The organism is Pseudonocardia charpentierae (assembly GCF_031845345.1).
In the GTDB taxonomy this organism is placed as follows: domain Bacteria; phylum Actinomycetota; class Actinomycetes; order Mycobacteriales; family Pseudonocardiaceae; genus Pseudonocardia; species Pseudonocardia charpentierae.
The window spans coordinates 313,194-338,550 of sequence record NZ_JAVREJ010000001.1 but is presented as its reverse complement, the minus strand read 5'-3'; the positions used below and the strand labels follow the sequence as shown (position 1 = coordinate 338,550).

19 protein-coding genes are annotated in these 25,357 nt (G+C 73.2%); 15 read left to right on the top strand and 4 right to left on the bottom strand.

The window, feature by feature from the left end:
• Positions 1 to 199: 199 nt before the first annotated feature.
• From RM445_RS01590 to RM445_RS01560, 7 genes are read left to right on the top strand one after another with little or no spacing between them, the layout of a single operon-like run.
• A complete protein-coding gene (locus RM445_RS01590) occupies positions 200 to 436 on the top strand; it encodes a hypothetical protein (protein ID WP_311554385.1) in 237 nt (78 codons plus the stop codon).
• Between the two features lie 5 nt (positions 437 to 441).
• Positions 442 to 864, top strand: coding sequence for a hypothetical protein (locus RM445_RS01585; RefSeq protein ID WP_311554113.1), 423 nt, complete (start codon positions 442 to 444; stop codon positions 862 to 864).
• Positions 865 to 913: 49 nt separating this feature from the next.
• Positions 914 to 3,823: an ATP-binding protein gene (locus RM445_RS01580; protein WP_311554384.1), complete on the top strand. Its 2,910-nt coding sequence runs from the start codon at positions 914 to 916 to the stop codon at positions 3,821 to 3,823.
• A complete protein-coding gene (locus RM445_RS01575; protein WP_311554111.1) occupies positions 3,820 to 5,739 on the top strand; it encodes a hypothetical protein in 1,920 nt (639 codons plus the stop codon). The genes RM445_RS01580 and RM445_RS01575 overlap by 4 nt, the downstream gene beginning before the upstream one ends.
• Positions 5,740 to 5,768: 29 nt before the next feature.
• On the top strand, positions 5,769 to 6,359 hold the full coding sequence (locus RM445_RS01570; protein WP_311554110.1) for a hypothetical protein: 591 nt from the start codon (positions 5,769 to 5,771) through the stop codon (positions 6,357 to 6,359).
• Positions 6,360 to 6,372: 13 nt separating this feature from the next.
• Positions 6,373 to 7,389, top strand: coding sequence for a C40 family peptidase (locus RM445_RS01565; protein ID WP_311554109.1), 1,017 nt, complete (start codon positions 6,373 to 6,375; stop codon positions 7,387 to 7,389).
• Positions 7,390 to 7,402: 13 nt separating this feature from the next.
• A complete protein-coding gene (locus RM445_RS01560; protein WP_311554108.1) occupies positions 7,403 to 7,828 on the top strand; it encodes a hypothetical protein in 426 nt (141 codons plus the stop codon).
• A 35-nt stretch (positions 7,829 to 7,863) separates the two neighbouring features.
• Here the strand turns inward: RM445_RS01560 and RM445_RS01555 are convergent, their stop codons facing one another.
• Together RM445_RS01555 and RM445_RS01550 are read right to left on the bottom strand one after the other, a co-directional pair.
• Complete coding sequence (locus tag RM445_RS01555) at positions 7,864 to 11,025, bottom strand: AAA family ATPase (protein WP_311554107.1); 3,162 nt, start codon at positions 11,023 to 11,025, stop codon at positions 7,864 to 7,866.
• A gap of 16 nt (positions 11,026 to 11,041) precedes the next feature.
• Positions 11,042 to 12,136, bottom strand: coding sequence for a metallophosphoesterase family protein (locus RM445_RS01550; RefSeq protein ID WP_311554106.1), 1,095 nt, complete (start codon positions 12,134 to 12,136; stop codon positions 11,042 to 11,044).
• A gap of 401 nt (positions 12,137 to 12,537) precedes the next feature.
• Between RM445_RS01550 and dnaK the strand changes: the two genes are divergently transcribed.
• From dnaK to RM445_RS01530, 4 genes are read left to right on the top strand one after another with little or no spacing between them, the layout of a single operon-like run.
• The gene (gene dnaK / locus RM445_RS01545) at positions 12,538 to 14,391 is read left to right on the top strand and encodes a molecular chaperone DnaK (protein ID WP_311554105.1); all 1,854 of its coding nucleotides are present in this window, start codon (positions 12,538 to 12,540) and stop codon (positions 14,389 to 14,391) included.
• Positions 14,388 to 15,074: a nucleotide exchange factor GrpE gene (gene grpE / locus RM445_RS01540; protein ID WP_311554104.1), complete on the top strand. Its 687-nt coding sequence runs from the start codon at positions 14,388 to 14,390 to the stop codon at positions 15,072 to 15,074. The genes dnaK and grpE overlap by 4 nt, the downstream gene beginning before the upstream one ends.
• A 16-nt stretch (positions 15,075 to 15,090) precedes the next feature.
• Positions 15,091 to 16,296: a molecular chaperone DnaJ gene (gene dnaJ, locus RM445_RS01535; RefSeq protein ID WP_311554103.1), complete on the top strand. Its 1,206-nt coding sequence runs from the start codon at positions 15,091 to 15,093 to the stop codon at positions 16,294 to 16,296.
• Between the two features lie 35 nt (positions 16,297 to 16,331).
• A complete protein-coding gene (locus RM445_RS01530; RefSeq protein WP_311554102.1) occupies positions 16,332 to 16,775 on the top strand; it encodes a heat shock protein transcriptional repressor HspR in 444 nt (147 codons plus the stop codon).
• Between the two features lie 10 nt (positions 16,776 to 16,785).
• On the opposite strand, the gene RM445_RS01525 is transcribed toward RM445_RS01530, so the two are convergent.
• Together RM445_RS01525 and RM445_RS01520 are read right to left on the bottom strand one after the other, a co-directional pair.
• Positions 16,786 to 18,765 (bottom strand): OPT family oligopeptide transporter, encoded by a 1,980-nt coding sequence (locus RM445_RS01525; protein WP_311554101.1) that lies wholly within the window; start codon positions 18,763 to 18,765, stop codon positions 16,786 to 16,788.
• A 94-nt stretch (positions 18,766 to 18,859) separates the two neighbouring features.
• Complete coding sequence (locus tag RM445_RS01520; protein WP_311554100.1) at positions 18,860 to 20,029, bottom strand: globin domain-containing protein; 1,170 nt, start codon at positions 20,027 to 20,029, stop codon at positions 18,860 to 18,862.
• A gap of 331 nt (positions 20,030 to 20,360) precedes the next feature.
• Here RM445_RS01520 and clpB point away from each other — a divergent pair, with 331 nt between their 5' ends.
• The 4 genes from clpB (at position 20,361) to pyrE (ending at position 25,344) form a co-directional block, all read left to right on the top strand.
• Complete coding sequence (clpB, locus tag RM445_RS01515; protein ID WP_311554099.1) at positions 20,361 to 22,976, top strand: ATP-dependent chaperone ClpB; 2,616 nt, start codon at positions 20,361 to 20,363, stop codon at positions 22,974 to 22,976.
• 144 nt (positions 22,977 to 23,120) lie between these two features.
• Entirely contained in the window at positions 23,121 to 23,780 is a 660-nt protein-coding gene (locus RM445_RS01510) for a type III secretion system chaperone family protein (RefSeq protein WP_311554098.1), read from the top strand.
• A gap of 43 nt (positions 23,781 to 23,823) precedes the next feature.
• Positions 23,824 to 24,606, top strand: a complete 783-nt coding sequence (locus RM445_RS01505; RefSeq protein WP_311554097.1) for an SDR family NAD(P)-dependent oxidoreductase — start codon at positions 23,824 to 23,826, stop codon at positions 24,604 to 24,606.
• Positions 24,607 to 24,771: 165 nt separating this feature from the next.
• A complete protein-coding gene (gene pyrE, locus RM445_RS01500; protein ID WP_311554096.1) occupies positions 24,772 to 25,344 on the top strand; it encodes an orotate phosphoribosyltransferase in 573 nt (190 codons plus the stop codon).
• Positions 25,345 to 25,357: the final 13 nt, after the last annotated feature.

The window sequence follows — 25,357 nt, the reverse complement described above, 5'->3', positions numbered from 1 at the left end:
TGGTGCAAGCGAGGCGACACGGTGCCGCGGACTTAGGATTGATCCGGTCACCGTGCTCTACTCGGTGCCCGGGTATGTCCGGTGGAATGTGTCCACCTGTCCCGGGTTCGTCCGACGCCCGCTGGACAGGCGCCGGACGGGGACATGATGAGGAGGAGCAGTCGTGGCCGCACCGAACGCCCTGCTGCAGCCGGCGTTCATGCTCGCCCAGGATCTCAACACGCGCGGTCTCCAGGGTTGGATCCAGGACAACGTCATCCCGCTCGTCCTGCTGGGCATCGCGATCATCCTGCTGTGGATCGGCGGACGCGGCGACAACGCCGGTGTCGCGCGTCGCAGCGTGGGTCTGATCGTGGGCCTGATCGCCCTGGGCATCGCGGTCTCCGGCAACGGTCCCCAGATCGGCACGTTCCTCGCCAAGCTGATCACGGGCTGACCGCCGTGCTCGTCCGTACCGACGACGAGGTGTACCGCGTCGACTCCGTCTGGCTCGGGCCCCCGCGCGCCACCTTCCCCTGGCGTGCCCGGTACGTGAGCTACGGCGTCGGTCTCGTGGTAATGATCTTGGTTATGTTCGTGCAGCGCCGGGTCGGCATCGGGCTCGACTTCTTCTCCGTCGCGTGGGCGCTGGTGATCACCGTCGTCGTCACGCGGTTCCTCGGCAAGAAGATCGACTACGAGCGCCCGCTCGGTCAGGTCGTCGAGATGTTCCGGCACGAGGTGCGCGGGCCCCGGGCGCGCACGGCCGTCGCCGGCGGCGCGATCCGGGCCGGGCACGTCCGGATCTCCCGTTCGCGGACGCGTCCGCGACCCGTGCAGGCCCGGCGCCGGCGCCGGAAGGAGTGGGCCCGTGCCGCGGCGTGAGAAGCCACCGGCGAAGGGTCGAGATCCCCGGCGCAACGCGCGCCGGGAGATGCCCGCGGAGGAGCCCCGTCGGCGACGTGGCCGCTACCTGGCGGGCGAGGCGGACCTGCCCAAGTACTCGCCGGACATCGGGTTGCGCTCGATCGACGGACACCTCACCCGCACCGGCACCCAGGTCATGGCCTGGTACCGGCTGGCCGCGCAGGCCTGGAGCTTCCGCAGCGACTCGCAGCGCGAGGTGCTGATCCGCCAGATCGCCGCGCAGCTCGGCGAGCTGCAGGGGCGCTGGCTGCACATCCGGGTGACCACCCGGCCCTATCCCGTGCACATGTGGGCCGAGTCGTTCGACAACAACGCCCTGGGCCGGCTGCCGGACGTACCCGGCGGCCTGGGCTGGGACGGCTTCCTTGAGGGCGAGCAGCGCCACCTCATGGGCCTGTCGATGTCGGACAAGGAGGTCTTCCTCGGCATCGAGGTGTCGGGGCGCAGCATTCTCGACCGCTGGGTGGAGAAGGCGGCGCCCGTGCTGGGCAAGGTCGCGCCGGCGGCGGCGCGGGCCGAGCTGTCGGCGCTGACGTCGGAGGTCGGGCACCTCGACGAGCTCGTCGCCGGCAGTGGCCTGGACGCCGTGCCCGCGACCGGCGACGACGTCGCGTGGCTGATGCACCGGTCGTGCTCGCTGGGCCTGCCCGCGCCCCGCACGATCTCCGCCACCACCAACTCCCGCTGGGAGACCGAAGACCTCGCGGCGTTCACCGACGGCGTCGACATGTTCCAGGAGCCCTACGCGCCGACGGTGCGGGTCGTCGGCAGGCTGCGCTCGGCGACGGTCCAGCGCAACGTCGCCGTCCTGACGGTCGGGCTGATGGACGGCCTGCGCATCCCCGAGGTCGACGACCCGTGGATGCAGCACAGCGACCGGCTGCCGTTCCCGGTCGAGTGGTCCGCGCGGATCTACGTGCGCCGCCCGGAGGAGGTGGCCGGCGAGCTGCAGCGCCAGATGGGCAAGGTGCGCAGCCAGATCCGGCACTACACGCACGACCACGACCTCGACCCGCCGATGTCGCTGGCCCGGCAGGCCGAACGGGTGCTCGAGGTCGAAGACGAGCTGACCAACGGGCTGACCCAGCTCAACACCAGGCTCTACGGCTGGTGGCGGATCGCGGTGTCGGGCCGCGACGAGGCCGAGGCCGTCTCCCGGGCCCAGCAGGTGCTCGAGATCTACCGGCCGAAGGTGCAGATCGAGCATCCCGAGGCCCAGTACCGCTACGCCCGCGAGTTCATCCCGGGCGAGCCGCTGGCGTCGACGGCCTACCGCCGCCGCGGATCAGTCATGTGGGCCGCCGCCGCGGTGCCCGCCGCCACCGCCAGCGTCGGCGACCGCCGCGGGATCATGCTGGGCGAGACCTGCACCGCCACCCGGCGCCCCGTGGCCTGGGACCCGTGGCTCGCCCAGGAGGTCCGGCGCGCGTCCGGGCTGACGGCGGTGGTCGGCGGCCTGGGGTCGGGCAAGTCGTTCCTGACCGGGCTGATCGTCTACAAGACGCTGCGTGCCGGCGCCCGGTGGACGGTGCTCGACCCGTCCGGGCCGCTGGCCGCGCTCACCCGCCTCCCCGAGCTGGCGCCGTTCTCCCGCCACATCAACCTGCTGCGTGCCGAGCCCGGCATCCTCAACCCGTACCGGGTCGTGGCCGAGCCGCGGGCCGACCACTTCGCGGACGAGGACGAGCCCGAGCGCGCGTGGCGGCGGGAGCGCTCCCTGGCCGCGGCGACCCGGCGCCGGCTGGTGCTCGACGTGCTCACCGGGCTGGTGCCCTACGACGTCGCCCGGCTGCCGCACACCCGCATCGTGCTGCTGCGCGCCGTCCGTGAAGTGGGCGGCGCGCCGGACCGCCATCCCGGCATGGTCATCGACACCCTGCGCCGGCACGCCCGCGACGGCGAGGAGCACGCGGGCGTCGTCGCCGACTTCCTGGAGGAGCGCCGCGAGCTGCCGCAGGCCGCGCTGCTGTTCCCGGACACCAGCAGGGACGACCCGTGGCAGGCCGACCGCGACTACCGGCTGACGGTGCTGACCATGCAGGGGATGTCGCTGCCGCGCCCGGGCAGCCCCCGCGAGGAGTGGACGGACGCCGAGTCGCTCGCCGTCGAGCTGCTCAACCTGGCGTCGTGGCTGACCCAGCGCACGATCTACGACGCCGACCGCAACCTGCGCAAGGGCGTCGCGCTGGACGAGACGCACTTCCTGTCGCAGGTGCCGACGGGCAAGGTCCTCATCGACCGGCTGGCCCGCGACTCCCGCAAGTTCAACGTCCGGGCGCTGTTCGCCTCGCAGCTCGCGGGCGACCTGCTCCGGGTGTCCGGGTTCGCCTCGCTGGTCAACGCCGTGTTCGTCGGCCGGACGGACGACGAGGAGGCCCAGACCGAGGCGCTGCGGCTGCTGCGGGTGCCGACCGGGGTCGGTTACGAGCAGATGCTGGGCACGCTGTCCCCGCGGCCGCGGCACGACGACCGGCCGGACGACACGCCGCGGCAGTTCGTGTTCGCCGACGGGCACGGCGGCGTCGAGAAGATCCGTATCGACCTCGAGGCGCCGCACCTGGACCACGTGCGCGAGGCGCTCGACACGAACCCGGACGCCAACCGCATCGCCGTGCGCGGCGTACCCGGCGCGGCCGCACTGCTGGCGCCGGACGAGCCCGCTCCGCTCGGCGCGGTGTCGGACGAGCGCACCGAGGCCGCGCGCCGCGCGGTCCGCGCGCGCAACGGTGCCGGGCAAGCCCCGTCGCTCTCCGCGGCCGAGGCCGAGCTGCTCGACGACGAGGATCTCGACCTCTTCGACGACCTGGACGACCTGGCGGTCGACGGTGGACGGTCGCGGGGGAACGGCAACGGTTCGGGTCCGGCCGGTTCCCGGTCGCCGGGCGACGACCGGGTCCATGGTGGGGCCGTGCGGTGACCAGCGGCCTGCCGGTGTTCGGGGTGCTGGCGGCCGCGGTGCTGGTCGCGGTCGTCAAGGCGGTCGTCAAGGCGGTCGTCAAGGCACTGCGCGCGCGGCGGCCGGCGGACCCGGAGCGGCCGCGTCGGCGCGTCGCGCTGCTGGTCGTGACCGGCCTGGTCGCCGGGTCCGTGCTCCTCGGGACGCCCGCGTTCGCGCAGGGCCTCGAGTGCAAGGAGTCGCCGGAGCCGGACCGGCCCGGCACGGGGCTCGTCGGCTCGCTGGACCCGCCGACCCTGAGCGCCGGTGAACCCGGCAGCGTCTACAACGAGGTCGGCTACGCCGGCATGGTCTGGCACAACTACGACCTCGGCTGCGCAGGCACGGCCTTCAACCCCGCCTCGACCACCGACACGTGGCTGGGCAACCAGGCCTTCAACATCGCGAAGTTCGCCGTGGGCGGGGTCAACTGGGCGCACTACCTGATCTCCGGGGGCGGCAACCTGCTCGCGCCGCTCGACGGGGTGATCCGCGACGCGACGTCGGCGATGTACGAGGCCGTCTTCACCACGTGGATCGGCCCCGCGCTGGTCGTGCTGTCGGTCGTCCTGCTCGTGCTCGCCATCCGGGGCGACCTGGCCCGCCAGGCGCAGCGCACGGCGTTCGCCCTCGCCGCGCTCATGGTGGGGTCGGCCGCCTACCTGACCCCGGTCGAGTGGGCGAAGGCCGCCGACGGCCTGCTGCTCGACGGCGTGACGCAGATGCAGGAGGGGTTCCTGTCGCAGGTCGGGCTCGGCGACCGCGACACGCTGCCGACCGTGCTGGTGGATCGGGTTGTGTACGACAACTGGGTGCGTGGCGAGTTCGGGTCGCCCGACGTTCCGCAGGCCCAGCAGCTTGGCCGGAACCTGCTGCGCGCGCAGACGTTCACCAAGCAGGAGGTGGCCGAGGGCCGCGACAACGCGGCGCTGGCGGAGCAGAAGAAGGCCGACTTCGCCGCGGTGGCCGGCCAGATGGGCGACCGCTACAGCTACTTCCAGGGCAAGTCCGGCAGCCGGATCGGCGTCGGTGTCCTCGCGGTGATCCAGGCCGCGTGCATCGCGCTGTTCCAGCTGCTCAGCAAGGTCCTGGTGCTCACGGCGCTGCTGCTGCTGCGGCTGATGGTGATGACGGCGCCGGCGATCGCGGTGGTCGCCGTGCTCAAGCCCGAGATCCTGCCGGCGCTGTTGCGGGTGGCGGGCGCGGCGATCGTCAACACGATCGTCGTCGGGGCGCTGGCGGGCCTGCACGCGCTGCTGGTCGTCACGCTGTTCCGGCCCGGTTCGGGCATCGACCTGTGGCTCGCGTTGCTGGTCACGGGGGTGGTCACCGTGGTGCTGTGGGCGGTGGCCCGGCCGTTCCGGCGGCTGGTGTCGATGGTGTCGCTGACGAACGAGCAGTTCGGCGGGATCGTGCCGGGCGCCGGCACCGGGCCGATGTCGCGGGTCTGGCAGCGCGTGCGCGGCGGGGCGAACGACGACCGCCAGTCGCGCTGGTGGGAGGAGCGGCGCACCTCGGCCGAGGGCGTCGGCGGCCACGATTTCGTGCGGCCCGAGGCGGCGCCGATCGTGGCCCAGGCGTATCAGACCGGCACCGGGGCGTGGACGTCACGACGGCGGACGGAGGTCGAGGCGCCCGCCCGGCCGAGCATCCCGGCCGCGCGCCGGGCGGCTCTGCCTGCGGGACCCGACGGCGTCGGCACCGGCTCGGGCTTCCCCGGGTGGGCCGACTCCGGGGAGATCGACGACCGCGTGATCTACCGCAGGCCGGACGCCGTGCCGTTGCGCCCGGGCGGCGCACGACCGGTCACGGCCGAGCTCGTCGACGGCGTGCCGGTCTACCGGATCTACCGGTCCACCCGGAACCGCCCCGCCTACAGCGGGAGCGGGAGTGACTGAGCGGAGCCGGCGAGAAGGGACGGGTCCCGGTGCCGATCAGGACGCCTAGGGGCCGATCCGCGGCCTACCGCGTGCTCTGGCAGTGGCCGTTGCGCTCGCCGGCGCGGCTCGGGCTCAGCGCGGTGCTGCTGCTCGCCGTGGTCGTCGGCGCCGTCGCGGCGATCGGCGCCGTGCGCGGGACCAGGGGCACCACGGTCGCGAGCGAAGCCCCGGCGACGGCCCAGCCGGCCGCACCGGGGGCCGACGCGGCGCCCGCCCCGACCGTCCTGCCGCCGGTCGCCCCGCTCACCCCGAGGAACCTGCCGTTGTCGGCCGCTCCTTCTCCCGCGCTGTCCGTCGCGGCGCGGTGGACGGGGGCGTGGGTCGACCACCCGCCGGGCGTCCCGGCCCAGAAGTGGGTCGACGGCCTGCGCCCGTTCACCACCGACGAGTACTTGGGCGTGCTGGTGGGCGTGGACCCGGCGAACATCCCGGCCACGCGCGTCACAGGTGAGCCCCGGGCGACCAAGGTCGCGGCCCGCTCCGTGCAGGTGACGGTGCCGACGAACGCCCTGACCCTCGACGTGCTGGTGGTGCTGACCGACGACGGCTGGCGGGTCGCCGGCTACGACAAGGCGTGACCGGGGGAGCGCCATGAGGTTGCTGCGCCCGCTGCGCCTGCTCGTGCCGCTGGTGGCCGTCGGCGGCGCGCTCGTGATCTTCCTGGTGTTCGGGTTCCTCGCGTACCAGGGCGGCACCGGCGGCGGGGCGAGCTTCGTCCCCGGCTACTGCGACGCGGGGCTGCGGTCGGCCACCCAGTCCGGGCGCGGGCAGGCGGGCGACACGGCAGCCACCCTCAGCGCCGAGCAGCGGCAGAACGCCACGACGATCATCGGGGTGGCGAAGCAGAAGGGTGCGCCGCCGCGGGCGTGGCTCGTGGCGCTGGCCACGGCCAAGCAGGAGTCCGACCTGCGCAACATCAACTACGGCGACCGCGACTCGCTGGGGCTGTTCCAGCAGCGGCCGTCGCAGGGCTGGGGCTCACCGGCCCAGGTCCTCGACCCCGTCTACAGCACCACCATCTTCCTCGACAAGTTGCTGCAGGTGCCGAACTGGGACCGGCTGCCGGTGACGGTGGCGGCCCAGACGGTGCAGCGCTCGGCCTTCCCCGACGCCTACGCCAAGTGGGAGGGGCTGGCCGCCGAGCTCGTCTCCCAGCTCGCGGGCGTCGCCGATCCCACCGGGTGCGGGCCGAACACGGCGACGTTGCCCGCGGGCGCGGCGGGCAACGCGATCCGCTTCGCGCTCGCCGAGGTCGGGAAGCCCTACGTCTGGGGGGCGACCGGGCCCAACACCTACGACTGCTCCGGGCTCATGCTGCGCGCCTTCCAGGCGGCCGGGATCGACCTGCCGCGGGTGTCGTGGCAGCAGTTCCAGGCGGGCGGCCACGTCCCGATCAAGCAGGCACAGCCCGGCGACCTGCTGTTCTACGCCACCGACCCGAGCGACCCCGCGACCATCCACCACGTGATGCTGTACATGGGTGACGGGCAGATGGTGGAGGCCCCCTACAGTGGCGAGTCCGTCCGGGTGCGGCCGGTCCCGTGGGGCTACAACGAGCTGGTGCCTCTCGCGACGCGCCCCGGGACGACCCCCAACAGCCGCGCCTGATGATGGAGCGTCGATGCCCGACCCGTCCCTCCCGGCGTCCACGACGCCGGTGCAGGACTACCTCGACCGCCCGGCCCGTGGCGCCACGGCCGACCACCTCGTGGTGCCCCGCTCGCTCGCCCAGTCGATGCCGCTGCGCTGGCAGCAGGTGTTCGTCGGCCTGCTGGCCGACCTGCACGACGCCTACGCGGAGCTGCCCTGGCCCGACTACAAGGTCGTGCCCAGCCGCTGGGAACGTCTCGTCGACCTCGACGAGGAGCAGCTGCAGGCCGCCGGGTACGTGACCGACCTCGACGCCGAGGGCCGGCTGGAGTACCACGACGCCGCGGATCAGCCGATCCCCGACCCGGAACGGCACAAGGTCCTCGCCCCGATCGACGACCCGCTGCCCCGGGCGGCGGACGGGCGCGTCGAGCCCCGCCCCGCCGCCCCGCTCTGAGGCTCCCTGTCAGGTCTCCCTGTCAGGTCTCCCTGTCAGGCGACGGGGAGGCGGGTGAGCTCCCGGACGCGGTGCCGGTCGCCGTCGAGGTGCTCCCGGGCCCATCGCAGCACCGTCTCCTCCTGGGTGAACAGCACCACCTGACGCTCGGCGGCCAGCCGCAGCAGCAGGTCGAGGATCTCCCGGGTGCGCTCGTCGTCGGACTGCGCCGTCACGCCGTCCAGCAGCAGGGGGCAGGTCTCGCCCGTCGTCGCCAGGTGCTGGGCCAGCGCCACCCGCAGCAGCAGGTAGACCTGGTCGGTCGTGCCCGCCGAGAGCCGGTCCAGCGGCCGCCAGCGGCCGCCCGACCCGTAGACCTGGATCGCGAGGGTCTCCGGGTCGACGGTCGCGTCGACGTAGCGCCCCCCGGTCACAGCCGGCAGCCAGGTCCGCAGCGTCGCCTCCAGTACCGGCGCGAGGTCCTGGTGTGCCTGCTCCTGGGCCCGGGCGAGGAACCGGCGGGTCAGTGCCGTGGTGCGGCGCAGCTGCTCGATGCGGCGCAGCTCGGCCTCCGCCGCCTCGACTTCCTCGTCGGCCCGGGCCACACCCGGCCCCTCGACGGGGACGGGCAGGGCTGCAGGCTGTTGCTCCAGTGCTGCGCGGGCGCGCCGCACCTCGGCCTGCGCCACCTCGATGAGGGCGGTGACGACGGAGCGGTCGCCGGCCCGCACGGGGTCGACCGCCGCCGCCTTGGCGAGCTCGTCGCGGCGCTGGCGCGCCTCGCACGCGGCCAGGTCGGCGGCCCAGGCCTGCGCCAGACGCTCGTCCCGCTCGGCCCGCAGCGCCTCCTCGCGGCCGCGCAGGTCGTCGGGGGGGCCGCCGTCGAGCAACGTGGCCAGCTCGGGAGCTGCACCGCTGCCGTTCGCGGTCGGGTCGGTCGTGACGAAGCGCGGCCGCGGCCGCTCGGCCAGCGCCACGGCGCCGTGTGCGGTCCGGGTCGCGCGCCATCCGTCCAGGGCGGCCACCAGCGTCTCCGGCTCGCCCGACGAGTCCAGCCCGGCCGCACCGGCCACCGAACGCAGGCGGGCGACCGCGTCCCGGCGGGTGGCGACGACGTGCGCCGCGGTCTCCTCCGCGGCGATGCGCGCCGCGAGCGCGCGCTCCAGCTCCGCGCGGCGCGCACCGGCGCCGCCCGACTGCTCCTCGTACCGTGCGAACTGCTCCAGCGGCGAGCCCTCGTCGAGGATCCCGCGCTCGCGCAGCGCCGCCCGCAGCTCGTCGCCGGTGCGGGCGACGGCCGCGGCGAGCCGCGACCGCTCCGCGTCGTGCCATGCCGACTGCTGCTCCGTCCGGTCCGCCAGCGCCCGCAGCGCCGCCGGGTCCGCGCGCAGACCGTGCTCCGCGCACCAGTCGAGTGCCTGCTGACGCGCCGGGTCCGGCCGCTCGCCCCGCTGCGCGGCCTTCTGCTGTGCGCGGCACTCGGCGAGGTGCTCCTCAGCCGCACGCGCCTCGTCACGGGCCCGCGTGGCCGCCGCCCTCTTCTCGCGCACCGTCACGATGGCGCCGACGAGGTCTTCGACGAGCGGCTGTCCCGGCTTCTTGCCGGGCTTGCGCACGGCGCGCACTGCGACGACGACGGCTGCCAGGAGCGACACGACGACGGGCAGGATGACGATCGCGCTGAAGACCAGCGCCGCGAGCAGGCCGAAGTACAGCGCGGCGAGCCCGACGCCGACGCCGAGCACGGTCAGCGCGAGGGCCTTGAGCCGGCCGCGCGCCTTGCCGGACCGCTTGGCCCCGGCGACCGGCGCGGCCGCCCGCATCCGCTCGTAGCGCTCCGCCGCTGTTGCGGCGTCCTGCTCTGCGGCCTCCGCTGCGGCCGCGGTCTCCCGCTGCCGGGTCTCCGCGGCCTCGACGACCGACGTCAGCTCGGCGAGCGCCGGCCCGCCCGCCGACGTCGCGTCGAGCCGGGGGGCCGGGGCGGTGAGGACGTCGGCGATCCGGCGCAGTTCCTCGGCGGGCGCGGGCGACGGGCGCGGGGCCGGACGCGCCACGGGGTGCGCCGCGACCGCGTCGACCGCCTCGCGGTGCTGCTGGGCCAGTGCCCGCACGGCGGGGTCGGCACCGTCGGGCAGTGCGGCGAGCTCGCGGCGCAGCTGCCGGGTGCAGGGTCCGTCGAGGGGTGGCGGGACGGGCCGGATGTCCCACGCACGGCGCGCGGAGTCGACCTCGTCGAGCAGCGCGGTCTCGTCGGGCGGCGCGTCGACGTCGACGCGCCCGGAGTTCTGTTCCGGCACACCCGTCGACATCGCCGCGGCACGGACCGACCGCGCGGCGGCCGCCTCGCAGGCCGCCGTCGCCGCCGCCAGCTCGGTGCGCGACCGCTCGGCCGCCGCCCGTGCCTCGTCGGCCGCCCGGGCGGCGTCGCGCAGCGCCTCCAGCCCGCGCAATGCCCCCTGGGCGGACTGCAACCGTGCCGAGTCGTCCGCGGTCGAGCTGCGCCGGCGGCATGCGGCGGCCAGGCCGGCGAGGTACTGCTCCTGGCCCCGGCGGGCGACCACCCGCGCCTCGCGGGCGAGCCGCACGCGCTCCTGGGCGAGCAGCAGAGGGTTGCCGCCCTCACGACCGAGCCGTTCCTGCTGGAACCGGTCGAGCGCGGCCAGCGCAGGCCCGGCCGTGCCCCCGGTGCGGGCGCTCTCGGCTGCCCGCAGCAGGTAGTGCTGCAGCCCGTGGGCGGCGTCGCGCACTGCGCGGTGCTCGGCCTGGTTCACCAGCGCGACCGCACCGAACGCGGAGCGGTCCAGGCCGAGCCAGCGGCTGGCGTCCGGTCCGTCCGCGGTGAGGATCTCCGAGGTGATGTCGGTACGCGGGACGACGCCGTCGCCGTCCTCGTCGCCGAGTTCGACGACGGTGCTCCCTGACGTGCCGTCGAGGTCCTGGCAGATCTCCACCCGGCGTCCGTCGTCGAGCACGACCACCGCGGACACCAGCCAGGGCGACCCGTCCCACGGCTTGTAGCGCTCGAGCAGCCGACGGTCCTCCGGGGTCGGTGCGACGGCGCCCCGGCTCCGGCCGCACAGCGCCGCGTAGAGCGCGGCGTGCCACGACGACTTCGCCGACTCGTTGACTCCGCTGACGACGGTCAGCCCCGGCGCCAGCGCCAAGGTCTCCCCGGCGAGCGGCCCGAAGGCCTGCGCGGTGACGGATTCGATCCGCACGGCTGCCCCCCTTTCCTTATCCGACGGCCGGCTCGGGCGTGCGCCCGTCCAGGGCCCGCAGCCCGGCGAGCAGCACCCGCGTGCGGGTCTCCTCGTCGAGCGAGGAATCGGCGCGGACGTCACGGACGAACTGCCCGCGCACCGTTCGTTCGCCGGCCAGCGCGTCGAGGTCGTGGCCGAGGTCGAGCTGTCCCTGGCGCAGCACCAGTCCGTCGAGGTGTGCAGCGTCGTCTTGACCGAGACCCGTGAGGTCGGCGAGGTCGACCGAGGGGGCGAGCGCGCCGTGGACGGTCACGCGGACGACTCCGGCCAGGCCGGCCACCGCCTCCTCGACCCGCTCCCGCATCTCGGCCGAGTGGCTCGCGCCCGTGACGTCCACCGAGACCTCGTGCACGCGGCCGCCTGCGACGTCGTAGCGGGTGCGCTCCACCGCGCCGTCGTCGCCCACGGCGACCAGCACCGCGCCACGCGGGCCGGTCTCGCCGGGCGTGAGCGGGCAGGGATTGCCCGGGTACGTGAACTGCGCGTGGTCGACGGGGGTGTGTACGTGCCCGAGCAGCGCGTGGTCCAGCCCGGCGGCCTCCACCTGCTCGGCCCGGAACGGCGCGTACGGCACGGCGGCGGCGGTCGTGCCGGTCTCGCAGCCGTGGAACAGGGCGAGGTTGACCCCCGCGCGGTCCACGCGGAACCCGTCGAGGAAGCCACCGGTGCTCGCGGGCGAGTCGTGCGCGGCACCCCAGAGCGTCAGGCCGTCCTCGACGGTGACCGGGGTGAGCCGGGCCTCGGTGAAGACGTGGACGTTCGGCGACCAGTCGACCTGCCGGTACGGGCTCGACGGGCCGTACCAGTCGTCGTCTCCGGGGGTGAGGTGCACCGGGACCTCGAGCTCGGCGAACGAGGTCCGCAGATGGTCGAGGGTCTTCGGGGTGGCGCGGGCCTGGTCGAAGAGATCACCTCCGCACAGGAGCGCGTCGGCGCGCGACTGGCGCGCCAGTGCGGCGATCCGGTCGAGCGTCGCGCGCAGGTTGGCCCGCAGCACCTCGCCGAGCGCCGGCCCTGCCCACCCGAACGCGGTGTCCAGGTGCAGGTCGGAGACCAGCAGTATCCGCATCCGCCCCTCCGATTCCCCTACCGGTTCCGTCACGCGCGGTGTGTCGCGCCGGGTGAGTGCCGCCCTCATGTGCTGCCCGTGGGTGATTAGTACAGCCCGATGCGGCACTCCGGCTCGCGCAACCACCGCACTGACGGGTGAATGCGCCCGGTTCTCCGCACGATCCGGTGATCTCGCCGAAACGGCTCGTCAGGAAGGGGTGAACCCGGGTACGTGTCCGGCCGCGATTCGGCCGACGGCCCCGGAACATTCCGGGGGGGTCGCACGTTGGGCAGGATGAGCAAGTTGAGCGGTACCGGCTCAGGTTCGGTTTGACGATCCGTGTCGGAGCCGCTAGAACTTGAGTCGAGCAAGCTCAAGACTCCCCGCAGTACCAACGCAGTATCAACGGAGGAAGCACCATGGCTCGTTCGGTCGGTATCGACCTCGGGACCACCAACTCGGTCGTCGCCGTCCTCGAGGGCGGCGAGCCGACGGTCATCGCGAACTCGGAGGGTTCGCGGACCACGCCCTCGGTCGTGGCGTTCGCTCGCAACGGCGAGGTGTTGGTCGGTCAGTCCGCCAAGAACCAGGCGGTCACCAACGTCGACCGGACCCTGCGTTCGGTCAAGCGCCACATCGGGACCGGCTGGAGCACGCCGGACATCGACGGCAAGAAGTACTCCGCCCAGGAGATCAGCGCGCGCGTGCTGCAGAAGCTCAAGCGCGACGCCGAGTCGTACCTGGGTGAGGAGATCACGGACGCTGTGATCACCGTCCCCGCCTACTTCGAGGACGCGCAGCGCCAGGCCACCAAGGAGGCCGGCCAGATCGCGGGTCTCAACGTGCTCCGCATCGTCAACGAGCCCACCGCGGCCGCCCTGGCCTACGGCTTGGACAAGGGCGACAAGGAGCAGACCATCCTGGTCTTCGACCTGGGTGGCGGCACGTTCGACGTCTCGCTGTTGGAGATCGGTGAGGGCGTCGTCGAGGTCAAGGCGACCAACGGCGACAACCACCTCGGCGGCGACGACTGGGACGAGCGGATCATCACCTGGCTCGTCGACAAGTTCAAGGCCAGCCAGGGCATCGACCTGACTCGCGACAAGATGGCCATGCAGCGTCTGCGTGAGGCCGCCGAGCGGGCCAAGATCGAGCTGTCGAGCCAGAACACGGCCACGATCAACCTGCCGTACATCACGGTCGACGCCGACAAGAACCCGCTGTTCCTCGACGAGACCCTGTCGCGTGCGGAGTTCCAGCGGATCACCAGCGACCTGCTCGACCGCACCCGCGCCCCGTTCAACCAGGTCATCAAGGACGCCGGGATCTCCGTCGGCCAGATCGACCACGTCGTGCTCGTGGGTGGCTCCACCCGCATGCCCGCCGTCGCCGAGCTCGTCAAGGAGCTGACCGGTGGCCGGGAGCCCAACAAGGGCGTGAACCCGGACGAGGTCGTCGCCGTGGGCGCCGTCCTGCAGGCCGGTGTCCTGAAGGGCGAGGTCAAGGACGTCCTGCTGCTCGACGTCACCCCGCTGTCCCTGGGCATCGAGACCAAGGGCGGCGTGATGACCAAGCTCATCGAGCGCAACACCACGATCCCCACCAAGCGGTCGGAGATCTTCACGACGGCCGACGACAACCAGCCGTCCGTGCAGATCCAGGTGTTCCAGGGTGAGCGCGAGATCGCGGCGTACAACAAGAAGCTCGGCATGTTCGAGCTGACCGGCCTGCCGCCCGCCCCGCGTGGCGTGCCGCAGATCGAGGTCTCCTTCGACATCGACGCCAACGGCATCGTGAACGTCTCGGCGAAGGACATGGGCACCGGCAAGAGCCAGGCCATGCAGATCACCGGCGGGTCCGCCCTGGGTAAGGACGAGATCGACCGGATGATGCGCGAGGCCGAGGCGCACGCCGAGGAGGACCGCCAGCGCCGCGAGGACGCCGAGGTCCGCAACCAGGCCGAGTCGCTGGTGTACCAGACCGAGAAGTTCGTCAAGGAGAACGACGAGAAGCTCCCGGCTGAGGTCAAGGACTCGGTGAACGCCGCGTTGACCGAGGCGCAGGAGTCCCTCAAGGGCACCGACACCGCCGCCATCAAGGCGTCGATGGAGAAGCTCGCGACCGAGTCGCAGAAGCTCGGCGCTGCTCTCTACCAGCAGCAGCCAGGCGACGCCGGTGCCGCCGGTGCGGCCCCGGGCGCGGACGCCGGTCAGTCCCAGTCGGGTGCGGACGACGTCGTCGACGCCGAGATCGTGGACGAGGACAAGAAGTGAGCCAGGACCCGAACCGCCACTCTGACGAGAACGGCGAGCGGGTCGTGGTGCGGGACCGTCGCCGGATCGACCCGGAGACGGGCGCGGTGCGGACCCCGGACGCGCAGTCGGAGACTGCCCACCCCGTTTCTGGGGAGTCCGGGGCCGCCCCGGCCGCCGAGACCCCGGCCGACGACCCCCGTGTCGCCGAGCTGACCGCCGAGGTCGCGGAGCGCACGTCGGACCTGCAGCGCCTGTCGGCCGAGTACGCGAACTACCGGCGGCGCGTCGACCGCGACCGCGAGACGGTGCTGGTCAACACGCGTGCCCAGTTCGTCGGCGAGCTGCTCACCGTGCTCGACGACGTCGAGCGGGCCGGCGTGCACGGCGACCTCACGGGGCCGTTCAAGTCGGTGGCCGACAAGCTCGTGTCCGTGGTGCAGAAGCTGGGCCTGGAGCCCTTCGGGGTCGAGGGCGAGCCCTTCGACCCGGCGGTGCACGAGGCCGTGCAGCACGAGAGCGCGGACGTCACCGGACCGACGGTGACGGTGGTCTCGAGCGTGATGCGCCGCGGCTACCGCATCGGCGACCGCGTGCTGCGGCCCGCGATGGTCGGCGTGGTCGACCGCGCGGACGACGGCACGACGACGGAGACCCCGCCCAAGGGAATCCCGGTCGTCGACCCCGGCGAGACGCCGGCCTGAACGGAAAGGAGGCGGAATGACCCAGCGCGACTGGATCGAGAAGGACTTCTACCGTGAGCTGGGCGTCGCCTCCGGCGCGACCCAGGACGAGATCAAGAAGGCGTACCGCAAGCTCGCCCGCGAGCTGCACCCCGACGCCAACCCCGGCGACGCGAAGGCCGAGGCCCGCTTCAAGTCGGTGTCCGAGGCCTACGGCGTGCTCTCGGACGAGAAGAAGCGGCGCGAGTACGACGAGACCCGCGCGTTGTTCGCCGGCGGGGGCGCGGGCTTCCCCGGCGGATTCCCGGGCGGGGCGGGCGGGTTCCCCGGCGGCGCAGGCGGGTTCCCCGGTGGCGGCGGACAGACGTTCGACATGGGCGACCTGTTCGGCAACACCGGCGGAGCCGGCCCGGGCCTCGGTGACCTGCTCGGCGGGATCTTCGGCAACGCCGGCGGGGCCGGCCGCGGCACGCGGGCGTCGGCGACGCGCGGACAGCGCGGCGCGGACGTCGAGAGCGAGTTGCGGATCGACTTCACCCAGGCCGTCCGGGGTGCCGAGGTGCCGATCCGGCTCTCGGCGCCCGGGCGCTGCCAGACGTGTTCCGGCAGCGGCGCGCGGCCGGGTACGACTCCGCGGCAGTGCCCGACCTGTTCGGGACGGGGCCTGATCAGCCGCAACGAGGGCGCGTTCGCGTTCTCCGAGCCGTGCCCGGACTGCCGCGGCACGGGCCGGATCATCGACGACCCGTGCCCCGAGTGCCACGGCGACGGCGTCAGCACCCGCACCCGCTCGCTCACGATCCGCGTCCCAGCGGGAGTGGACGACGGGCAGCGGATCAAGCTCGCCGGCCAGGGCGAGCCGGGCCGCGGCGGGGCGCCGGCGGGCGACCTGTACGTCAAGGTGCACGTCACGCCGCACCGCGTGTTCGGGCGGTCGAAGGACAACCCGGACGACCTCGTCGTCACGGTGCCGGTGACCTACCCCGAGCTCGTGCTCGGCAGCACGATCGACGTGCCGACGCTCGACGGCTCGGTCACCCTGCGGATCCCGGCCGGGACCCAGAGCGGCAAGACGTTCCGGGTCCGGGGCCGCGGCGTGCAGAAGCGCACCGGCACCGCGGGCAACCTGCTCGTCACGGTGTCGGTGGCGGTCCCGCAGCGGCTGGACGACGCGGCGCAGAAGGCGCTGAACGACTTCGCCGAGGCGACCAAGGGTTTCGACCCACGGGCGGACCTCTTGTGACTGTGACCGATCACGAGTTCGGGAGGTGACCGATCGTGGCATCCCGTGAGCACGGCGGCGGCCTGCCACCCGGCGAGAGCCAGGACAGCCCGGTGTTCGTCATCTCGGTGGCGGCCCAGCTGTCCGGCCTGCACGCCCAGACACTGCGCAGTTACGACCGGCTGGGGCTCGTGAGCCCCGGCCGGTCGGCCGGCGGCGGCCGGCGCTACTCCGCCCGCGACATCGCCCTGCTCCGCGAGGTGCAGCGGCTGTCGCAGGAGGAGGGCGTGAACCTCGCGGGCATCAAGCGGATCATCGAGCTGGAGCAGCTCGTCGACGAGCTGCAGGGCCGGGTCGAGGAGCTCCTCTCCGAGCTGCAGTCGGTCCGCGACGCCGCCGAGCAGGCGACGGCCATGGTGCACCGGTCCTACCGTCGCGACCTCGTTCCGGTGGACCGGCGCCACCACGTGGTGGTCTGGCACCCGGAACGCCCGGAGTAGCCACCGCCCGTCAGGCCCTGTCGTCGGCCGAGCGGCGCGTCCACCGGTACAGCGCGAGCACGAGCGCCACGTACAGCACGATGCCCAGGCCGAGGGCCCAGTTCTCGAAGCTGTCGCCGACCACGGCCAGCGGGGCGTCCGAGCCCGAGGCGGCCACGATCCCGGCGAAGACCACGCCGAACAGACTCTCGCCGACGATGAGCCCGGTCGCCATCAGCACGCCGAGCCGCTTCTTCTGCTCGACGTCGCCGCCGCGGCGCTCCGCCCACCGGTCGTAGAAGCGGCCGAGCAGGGCGCCGATCGGGATGACCAGGGTCAGCGACATCGGCAGATACATGCCCATGCCCACGGCGAGCGGCGGCAGCCGCAGGCGTCCGCGCCGGGCGAGCACCTCGTCGATAGCGATCACCACGGCGCCGATGAGTGCGCCCAGGCCGATCAGACCCCAGTTCAGGTCGCCCCCGAACACCCCCTCGGCCAGCGCCGAGATCAGCGCGGCCTGCGGTGCGGCCAGCGCGTCGGGGCCCGCGTTGGGCGCCCCGGCGAAGCCGAACGCGGTGTTGAGGAGGTCGAGCACGGGCGGGATGATCAGCGAACCGAAGATCACTCCGATGACCAGGGCGATCTGCTGCTTCCACGGCGTCGCGCCGACCAGTTGACCGGTCTTGAGGTCCTGCAGGTTGTCGTTGGAGATCGTCGCGACCGAGAACACCACCGCGGTGGTGAACAGCGCGTAGGCGACCAGCGCAGTGGTCGAGTTCGCGTCGCCGCCGGGCCGGTGCAGGGCGGCGAGCAGCAGCGCGATCCCCAGCACGACCAGGATCCCGACCCCGGAGATGGGGCTGTTGGACGAGCCGATCAGCCCGGCCATGTACCCGGCGACGGCCGCGATCACCGCGCCGAGCACCACGATGTACACGAGGCTCACCACGATCGTCGCGACGCCGCGGTCGGCGACCGGCGTGCCGGTGAGGAAGTCCCAGAGCAGCAGCGCGATCGGGATGAGCAGCACGGCGATCGTCGTGCCGACGATCCCGATCGGCAGGTCGCGCTCGGTCAGGTCCACCGTCCCCCCGCCACGGCGGGCCCGGCTCGACACGGCGGCGGCCCGGATGCCGCGCACGATCGGGCTGAGGATCTTCAGCAGCGTCCAGACCGCGGCCACCGCGATCGCGCCCGCCCCGGCGAACCGCACCTCGGTCCCGAACGTGCTCGACACGACGTCGGACACGTCGGCGCCGGCCGGCAGATCGCCCCACGTCAGCGTCGGCAGCAGCACGCCGTAGGAGATCAGCAGACCGATGATCATCGCGGCGCCGACCGTGACGCCGACCAGGTGCCCGACGCCGATCAGCGCGAGCGAGAGGCTGGCCCCGAACAGCGTGCCGCCGGACCCGACGCGGAAGGCCGTGGACACCTCGTTGCCGACGACCTTCATCGCGGCCAGCAGGGAGAACCCGGCGGCGGCCAGCGAGCCGACGACGATCGCGCGCAGGCCACGGCGGTTGCTCTCGACGCCGTCCGCGCCGTCGGGGCCTTCGGTGGACTCGCCGACCTTGAGCACCTCGGCGGCCGCGACACCCTCGGGGTAGGGCAGGTCCGAACCGGTCACCAGCGCGCGGCGCAGCGGCACGGAGTACATCACGCCGAGCGTGCCGCCGATCGCGCAGACGAACACCGTCGTCCAGTACGGGAAGCCCTGCCACCAGCCGATCATGATCAGGCCGGGCAGCACGAAGATGATCGCCGCCAGGGTGCCTGCCGCCGACGCGATCGTCTGGACGATGTTGTTCTCGAGGATCGAGTGCCCGCGGAAGTAGCGCAGGATCGCCATCGAGATCACCGCGGCCGGGATGGCGGTGGCGAAGGTGAGGCCGACCTTCAGCCCGAGGTAGACGTTGGCGGCGGTGAACACCAAGGTGATCAGGCCGCCCAGCACGACGGACCGGATGGTCAGCTCGCGTGTCGTGGTCGTGCTGGTCGTGGTCATCGGTCCCCCCGAAGCTGCCCAATCCCCAACGGCAGCCGATCACACTACGGCTGCGGATGCAGGGCGGACCAGCCCCGGGAACTCGGTCGGGAAATCAGTCGAGCGTGAACGGGTCGTAACCGATCCGGTCCAGCGGAGTGCCCGCCACGAGCATCTGGGCGACGGTCGCGCGGATCATCGCCGGCGAGCCGCAGACCGTGACGTCGTGTTCGGCCCATGCGCCGTAACGGGTGACCACGTCGGCCAGCGTGCCGATCTCCGCACCGCCGTTCCCGGTGTCGTCGCGCTCCACCACCGGGACGACGTCGAGCCACGGGTTGTCGTACGACAGCCGGCGCAGAGGCGCGAAGTCGTAGAGGTCGTCCCAGGTCCGGCCGCCGACGAAGACCTGCGTGCGGGGCTGGCCGGTGCCGTGCACGAGGTCTTCCAGCATCGCGCGGATGGGCGCGGAACCGGTACCGCCGGCCACCAGCAGCGCGTTCCGGCGGCTGTTGCGCGCGATCTGCATCTGCCCCATCGGGTGGGCGAGCCGCCAGGTGTCGCCGACGCGCGAGTGCGCGACGATCGAGCGGCTGACCCAGCCCCCCGGCACCGCACGGACGTGGAACTCCAGGCGGCCGTCGTCGCGCGGGGCGTTCGCCGGAGAGAAATAGCGCCACAGGCGCGGGCGCTGCGGGGTCTCGACACTCAGGTACTGCCCGGCCCGGTACGGGACCGGCTCGGTCGCGGCGACCTCGACGACGGCGAGGTCCCAGCCGATCCTGCGGTGCCCGACGACCCTGCCCAGCCAGGTCGCCGGACCGCGCTCGGCCTGCGCGGCCGTGCGCATCGCGTCGGACACCGTCCGGTAGGCACCGGTCCAGGCCTTCTCGACCGCCGGGGTCCAGGTCGGACCGGCGAACTCGCGAACCGCGCTGATCAGAGCGGTCCCGACGGCCCCGTAGTGCGGGGCCAGCACGCCGAACTTGCGGTGGTCGCGGCCGAGTTGCTCGAGGTACGGCACGAGCTCGTCCGGGCGGTCCACCATCTGCACCACGTGCACCAGCGCGCGGAGCAGGCGGCTGCGCTGCACCTCCATGTTCACCGGGAACAGGTCGCGGGTCTCGGGGGCGAGGCCGAACAGCGTCGCGTAGAAGTGCCGGGCGACGTCCTCGGCCTGCGGCTCGACGACGGCGAAGCTCGATCGGATGAGCGCGACGGTGCGGTCCGGGTGCGCCTTCCCGGCCCGCTCGCGCTCGGTGGTGAGCAACTGCTCCGCGGTCATCGGGCGCCCGCCCGCATGAGGACGGAGCGACCCCGGCTGAGCGGGGACGACGGTGCGACAGGCATGGGTAATCCGTTCGACGTGCAGCGGCGTGCGACGGGGGTGGGCGCGCCGCACAGCAGAGTAGCGTGCGCTCGCGTCCGGGCCGGCCTGTCCGGGCCGGGCGCGGCGGTGGGCGCGCCGGGCGGTAGCGGGTAAACTTGAGCGCGACCGGCTCAACGTGGATCCGGCTGAAGAAGCACAACCTGAGCGGAACACACTCAACTTTTCCGACGTTGTCTCCAGTGACGGCAACTACTGCCCCAGGATCTTTTCGCAGGAGGACGCGGGGATGGACAGCTTCAACCCCACTACCAAGACCCAACAGGCGATCTCGGCCGCGGTGCAGGCCGCCTCGCTGGCCGGCAACCCCGATGTCGGCCCCACGCACCTGCTCGGCGCGCTTCTCGCGCAGGCCGACGGCATCGCCGCGCCGCTGCTCGCGGCCGTCGGTGCAGACGTGGCCGCGGTCCGCGCCGAGGTGACGGCGCTGGGCAACCGGCTGCCCTCGGCGTCGGGCTCCACCGTCGCCACCCCTCAGCTCTCCCGTGAGGCGCTCGGCGCGATCACCGCCGCCCAGCAGCTGGCCACGGAGATGGGCGACGAGTACGTGTCGACCGAGCACCTGCTCGTCGGGCTCGCGGACAAGGGCGGCCAGGTCGCGCAGGTGCTCCGCCGCCACGGCGCCACCCCTGACGCGTTGCGCGAGGCGTTCGCGAAGGTGCGTGGCTCGGCGCGGGTGACGAGCCCGGACCCCGAGGGCAGCTACCAGGCGCTGGAGAAGTACGGCGTCGACCTCACCGAGCGTGCCCGCAAGGGCGAGCTGGACCCGGTGATCGGCCGCGACACCGAGATCCGCCGCGTGGTGCAGGTGCTCTCGCGGCGCACCAAGAACAACCCGGTGCTGATCGGCGAGCCGGGCGTCGGCAAGACCGCGATCGTCGAGGGCCTGGCCCAGCGGATCGTGGCGGGCGACGTGCCCGAGTCACTGCGCGGGAAGCGCGTGGTCTCGCTCGACCTCGGCTCGATGGTGGCTGGCGCGAAGTACCGCGGCGAGTTCGAGGAGCGGCTCAAGGCCGTGCTCAAGGAGATCACCGACTCCGCCGGGCAGGTCGTCACCTTCATCGACGAGCTGCACACCATCGTCGGCGCCGGCGCGACCGGCGAGGGCGCGATGGACGCGGGCAACATGATCAAGCCGATGCTCGCCCGCGGCGAGCTGCGGATGGTCGGCGCCACCACGCTCGACGAGTACCGCCAGCACATCGAGAAGGACCCGGCGCTGGAGCGCCGCTTCCAGCAGGTGCTGGTCGGCGAGCCGAGCGTCGAGGACACCGTCGGCATCCTGCGCGGGCTCAAGGAGCGCTACGAGGTCCACCACGGCGTCCGGATCACCGACGCCGCGCTGGTCGCCGCCGCCACGCTGTCCGACCGCTACATCACCGCCCGGTTCCTGCCGGACAAGGCCATCGACCTCGTCGACGAAGCCGCCTCGCGGCTCCGGATGGAGATCGACTCCCGGCCCGTCGAGATCGACACCGTCGAGCGCGCCGTCCGCCGGTTGGAGATCGAGGAGATGGCGCTGGAGAAGGAGTCCGACCCCGCGTCGATCGACCGGCTGGCGGCGCTGCGGGCCGAGCTGGCCGAGCGGCGCGAGGAGCTGTCGGCCCTGACCGCGCGCTGGCAGAACGAGAAGGGCGCCATCGAGGTCACCCGTGACCTCAAGGAGCAGCTCGAGCAGCTGCGCGGCGAGTCGGAGCGGGCCGAGCGCGACGGCGACCTCGGCCGGGCCGCCGAGCTGCGCTACGGGCGCATTCCGGCGCTGGAGAAGGAGCTGGCCGAGAAGACCGCCGTGGTCGAGAGCCAGGAGCAGGTCATGCTCAAGGAGGAGGTCGGCCCGGACGACGTCGCGGACGTCGTGTCGTTGTGGACCGGCATCCCCGCCGGGCGTCTGCTCGAGGGCGAGACCGCGAAGCTCCTGCGCATGGAGGACGAGCTGGGCCGGCGCGTCGTCGGCCAGGCCGAGGCCGTGCGCGCGGTGTCCGACGCCGTGCGGCGCGCCCGCGCCGGCATCTCCGACGAGAACCGGCCCACGGGGTCGTTCCTCTTCCTCGGGCCTACCGGCGTCGGCAAGACCGAGCTGGCGAAGGCGCTGGCGGAGTTCCTGTTCGACGACGAGCGGGCGATGGTCCGCATCGACATGAGCGAGTACTCCGAGAAGCACTCGGTGGCCCGGCTCGTCGGTGCCCCGCCCGGATATGTCGGGTACGACCAGGGCGGCCAGCTCACCGAGGCCGTCCGTCGGCGCCCGTACACCGTCGTGTTGTTCGACGAGGTCGAGAAGGCGCACACGGACGTGTTCGACACGCTCCTGCAGGTGCTCGACGACGGCCGGCTGACCGACGGCCAGGGTCGCACCGTCGACTTCCGGAACACCATCCTCGTGCTGACCTCGAACCTGGGCAGCCAGGCGATCGCGAACCAGATGCTCGACGACCGCGGGCGCCGCGACGCGGTGATGGCCGTGGTGCGGTCGCACTTCAAGCCGGAGTTCCTCAACCGGCTCGACGACGTGGTGGTCTTCCACGCGCTCTCGACGGCGGAGCTGGGCCACATCGTCGACATCCAGCTCGGCGTGCTGGGGCGGCGGCTCGCCCGGCGCCGGCTCTCCCTCGACGTCACCGAGGCCGCGCGGGAGTGGCTGGCGATGAACGGGTTCGACCCGGTCTACGGGGCGCGCCCGCTGCGTCGGCTGGTGCAGTCGTCGATCGGCGACCAGCTGGCCAAGGAGCTCCTCGCGGGCGAGATCCGCGAGGGCGACACGGTGCGGGTGGACCTCGACCCGACGGCCGAGGGCGGCACCGGCGCACTGGTCGTCGGCCGGGCCCTCCCCGTGGCCGTCCTGTAGGTCCGTACTTCCACGAGACCCCGGCGCACGCTCGTGCGCCGGGGTCTTCGTCGTGTGGAACTCCGTGTGGAATTCGGCGACGCGCCGGGGGATGTGACCCGGCGATACGGCTCAGCGGGTGGTATCGGGTCTACGCTGCGCGCCGTGGGCATCCCGTCGTCGGTGTGGTTCCTCGTCGCGGTCGTCGCGTTGGTGGTCGGCGCGGCGCTGCTGATCGCCGACCGCTCGAACTCTCGAGGCGGTGGGCGCGACCGGCGGAAGTGGGCGGCCCAGCACGACTGGGAGTTCGTCGAGACCGATCCCGTGCTGCCCGGCCGGTGGCGCTTCGGCACCATCCACCAGGGCGGGCCCGGCGTGGCACGCAACCTCGTCGCCGGCCAGGTGCCCACCCCGGACGGGCCGCGCCAGGGCTACCTGTTCGACCACGAGCAGGCCGGGCGGGTGAGCACGGTGCTGGCCGCGGTGCAGGTCGCGCGGCCGCTGCCCGCCGCGGTCGAGCTCCGCCTGCCGTCGGCCCCGCTGCCCGACGACGCCGGGCTCGACCTGCTCGAACCGGTCGGTGAGCGCTACGCCTTCGTCTCCGACGCCGAGGCGGTCCGCCCACTCCTGACCTCGCGGCTCGCCGACGCCGCGGACGTCATCGGCGACGACGTGGAGCTGGTCTGGGCGGAAGACACCTGGGTGCTCGGCACGGCGCCCGTCGGGTCGACCCCCGCCCGTCTGCAGGATCTGCTGGCCGACCTCGCCGAGGTCGCCGCGGCCCTCGAGCAGGGCGTTCGGGCGCGCGACCGCTCCGACCGCTGAGGTGGCGGCAGTGGAATTGCCCGCGACGTCCTAGGGTCGCGGTGTGCCCACCGCCATGATCACCGGGGCGACGTCCGGCATCGGCGCCGCGTTCGTCTCCCGCCTCGCCCGCGACGGCTTCGACCTCGTGCTCGTCGCCCGTGACCGAGGGCGGCTCGACACCGCGGCGGCAGACGCGCGGGAGACCGGCGTCGTCGTCGAGGTCCTCCCTGCCGATCTCGCGCTGGCCGCAGGCCGGGACCAGATCTCGGCGCGGCTCGCCGACCCCGATGTCGCGCCGATCGACCTGCTGGTCAACAACGCCGGCCTGGCGACGCCCGGGTCCCTACTCACCGCGGGCCCCGACGAGCTGCAACGTCAGCTGGACGTCAACGTCACCGCGGTGCTGCACCTGACCCGCGCGGTGCTGCCCGGCATGATCGACCGGGGCCGGGGCGCGGTCGTGAACGTCTCGAGCATCGCGGGCTTCCTGCCCGGGCGCAGCCCCAGCTACGGCGCCGACAAGGCGTGGGTGACCTCCTTCACCGAGGGCGTCGCCGCGTCGCTGCGCGGGACGAGGGTGCGCGCGATGGCCCTGTGCCCCGGGTTCGTGCGCACGGAGTTCCACGAGCGGGCCGGGATCGACGTCGGCGCACGCCGGGGGCCGTTCTGGCTCGAGCCGGCGCGGGTCGTCGACGACTGCCTCGCCGACCTGGCACGCGGACGGGTGATCTCGGTGCCGAGCAGGCAGTACCGGGCGATCGCCGTGGCCGCGGACCTGCTGCCCCGCACGCTGGTGCGACGGCTCGTCGGGCTGGCCGGTCGCGGCAGGCAGGCGAAGCCCTGACAGCTCACGGGCAGTAGCGTCGGATGCCAGCGAGCCTGACTGCTGCGAAGCGGTCGGGAGCGAGCGCACGTGACGGTCGGGCGCGACCCGGGTACCGACTGCTTTCGATCGCCCACGGGTACGGCAGTCGCGGTGGGTTCGATCAACGACTGCGAGGAGGAACCCGTGACAGGCGCCGACAGCGAGCGCGAGGAGCTCGCACGGCTGGTCCGCGAGCTCGGCGTGGTGCACGGGCGGGTCACCCTGGCTTCGGGCGCGGAGGCCGAGTACTACGTCGACCTGCGCCGGGTCACCCTGCACCACCGGGCGGCCCCGCTGGTCGGCCGGCTGATGCGGGTGCTGACGGCCGACTGGGACTACGGCGCCGTCGGCGGCCTCACCCTGGGCGCCGACCCGGTGGCCGACGCCGTGTTGCACGCGGTCTCGGCGGAGCGGGCCACCAACCCCGACCTTCAGCCCGTCGACGCCTTCGTCGTCCGCAAGGCGACCAAGGAGCACGGCCTGCAGCGGCTGATCGAGGGCCCCGACGTGACCGGCCGCCGCGTGCTCGTCGTCGAGGACACCTCCACGACGGGCCAGTCGGTGCTGGCGGCGGTGCATGCCGTGCGCGACGCGGGGGCGACCGTCGTCGGCGTGGCGACGGTGGTCGACCGCGGCACGGGTGCACGGGAGGCGATCGAGGCCGAGGGCGCGCCGTACCGCTCGCTGCTCGGCCTGGCGGACCTCGGCCTGGCCTGACTTACGGGCCGAG

What these genes read in the sequence shown, in the direction of transcription:
- RM445_RS01590 (WP_311554385.1), top strand. Translation starts at nt 200, where the DNA reads ATGCTCGCCCAGGATCTCAACACGCGCGGTCTCCAGGGTTGGATCCAG.
- RM445_RS01580 (WP_311554384.1), top strand. Translation starts at nt 914, where the DNA reads ATGCCCGCGGAGGAGCCCCGTCGGCGACGTGGCCGCTACCTGGCGGGC.
- dnaK (WP_311554105.1), top strand. Translation starts at nt 12,538, where the DNA reads ATGGCTCGTTCGGTCGGTATCGACCTCGGGACCACCAACTCGGTCGTC.
- RM445_RS01550 (WP_311554106.1), bottom strand. Translation starts at nt 12,136, where the DNA reads ATGCGGATACTGCTGGTCTCCGACCTGCACCTGGACACCGCGTTCGGG.
- RM445_RS01565 (WP_311554109.1), top strand. Translation starts at nt 6,373, where the DNA reads ATGAGGTTGCTGCGCCCGCTGCGCCTGCTCGTGCCGCTGGTGGCCGTC.
- RM445_RS01560 (WP_311554108.1), top strand. Translation starts at nt 7,403, where the DNA reads ATGCCCGACCCGTCCCTCCCGGCGTCCACGACGCCGGTGCAGGACTAC.
- RM445_RS01525 (WP_311554101.1), bottom strand. Translation starts at nt 18,765, where the DNA reads ATGACCACGACCAGCACGACCACGACACGCGAGCTGACCATCCGGTCC.
- clpB (WP_311554099.1), top strand. Translation starts at nt 20,361, where the DNA reads ATGGACAGCTTCAACCCCACTACCAAGACCCAACAGGCGATCTCGGCC.
- RM445_RS01520 (WP_311554100.1), bottom strand. Translation starts at nt 20,029, where the DNA reads ATGACCGCGGAGCAGTTGCTCACCACCGAGCGCGAGCGGGCCGGGAAG.
- dnaJ (WP_311554103.1), top strand. Translation starts at nt 15,091, where the DNA reads ATGACCCAGCGCGACTGGATCGAGAAGGACTTCTACCGTGAGCTGGGC.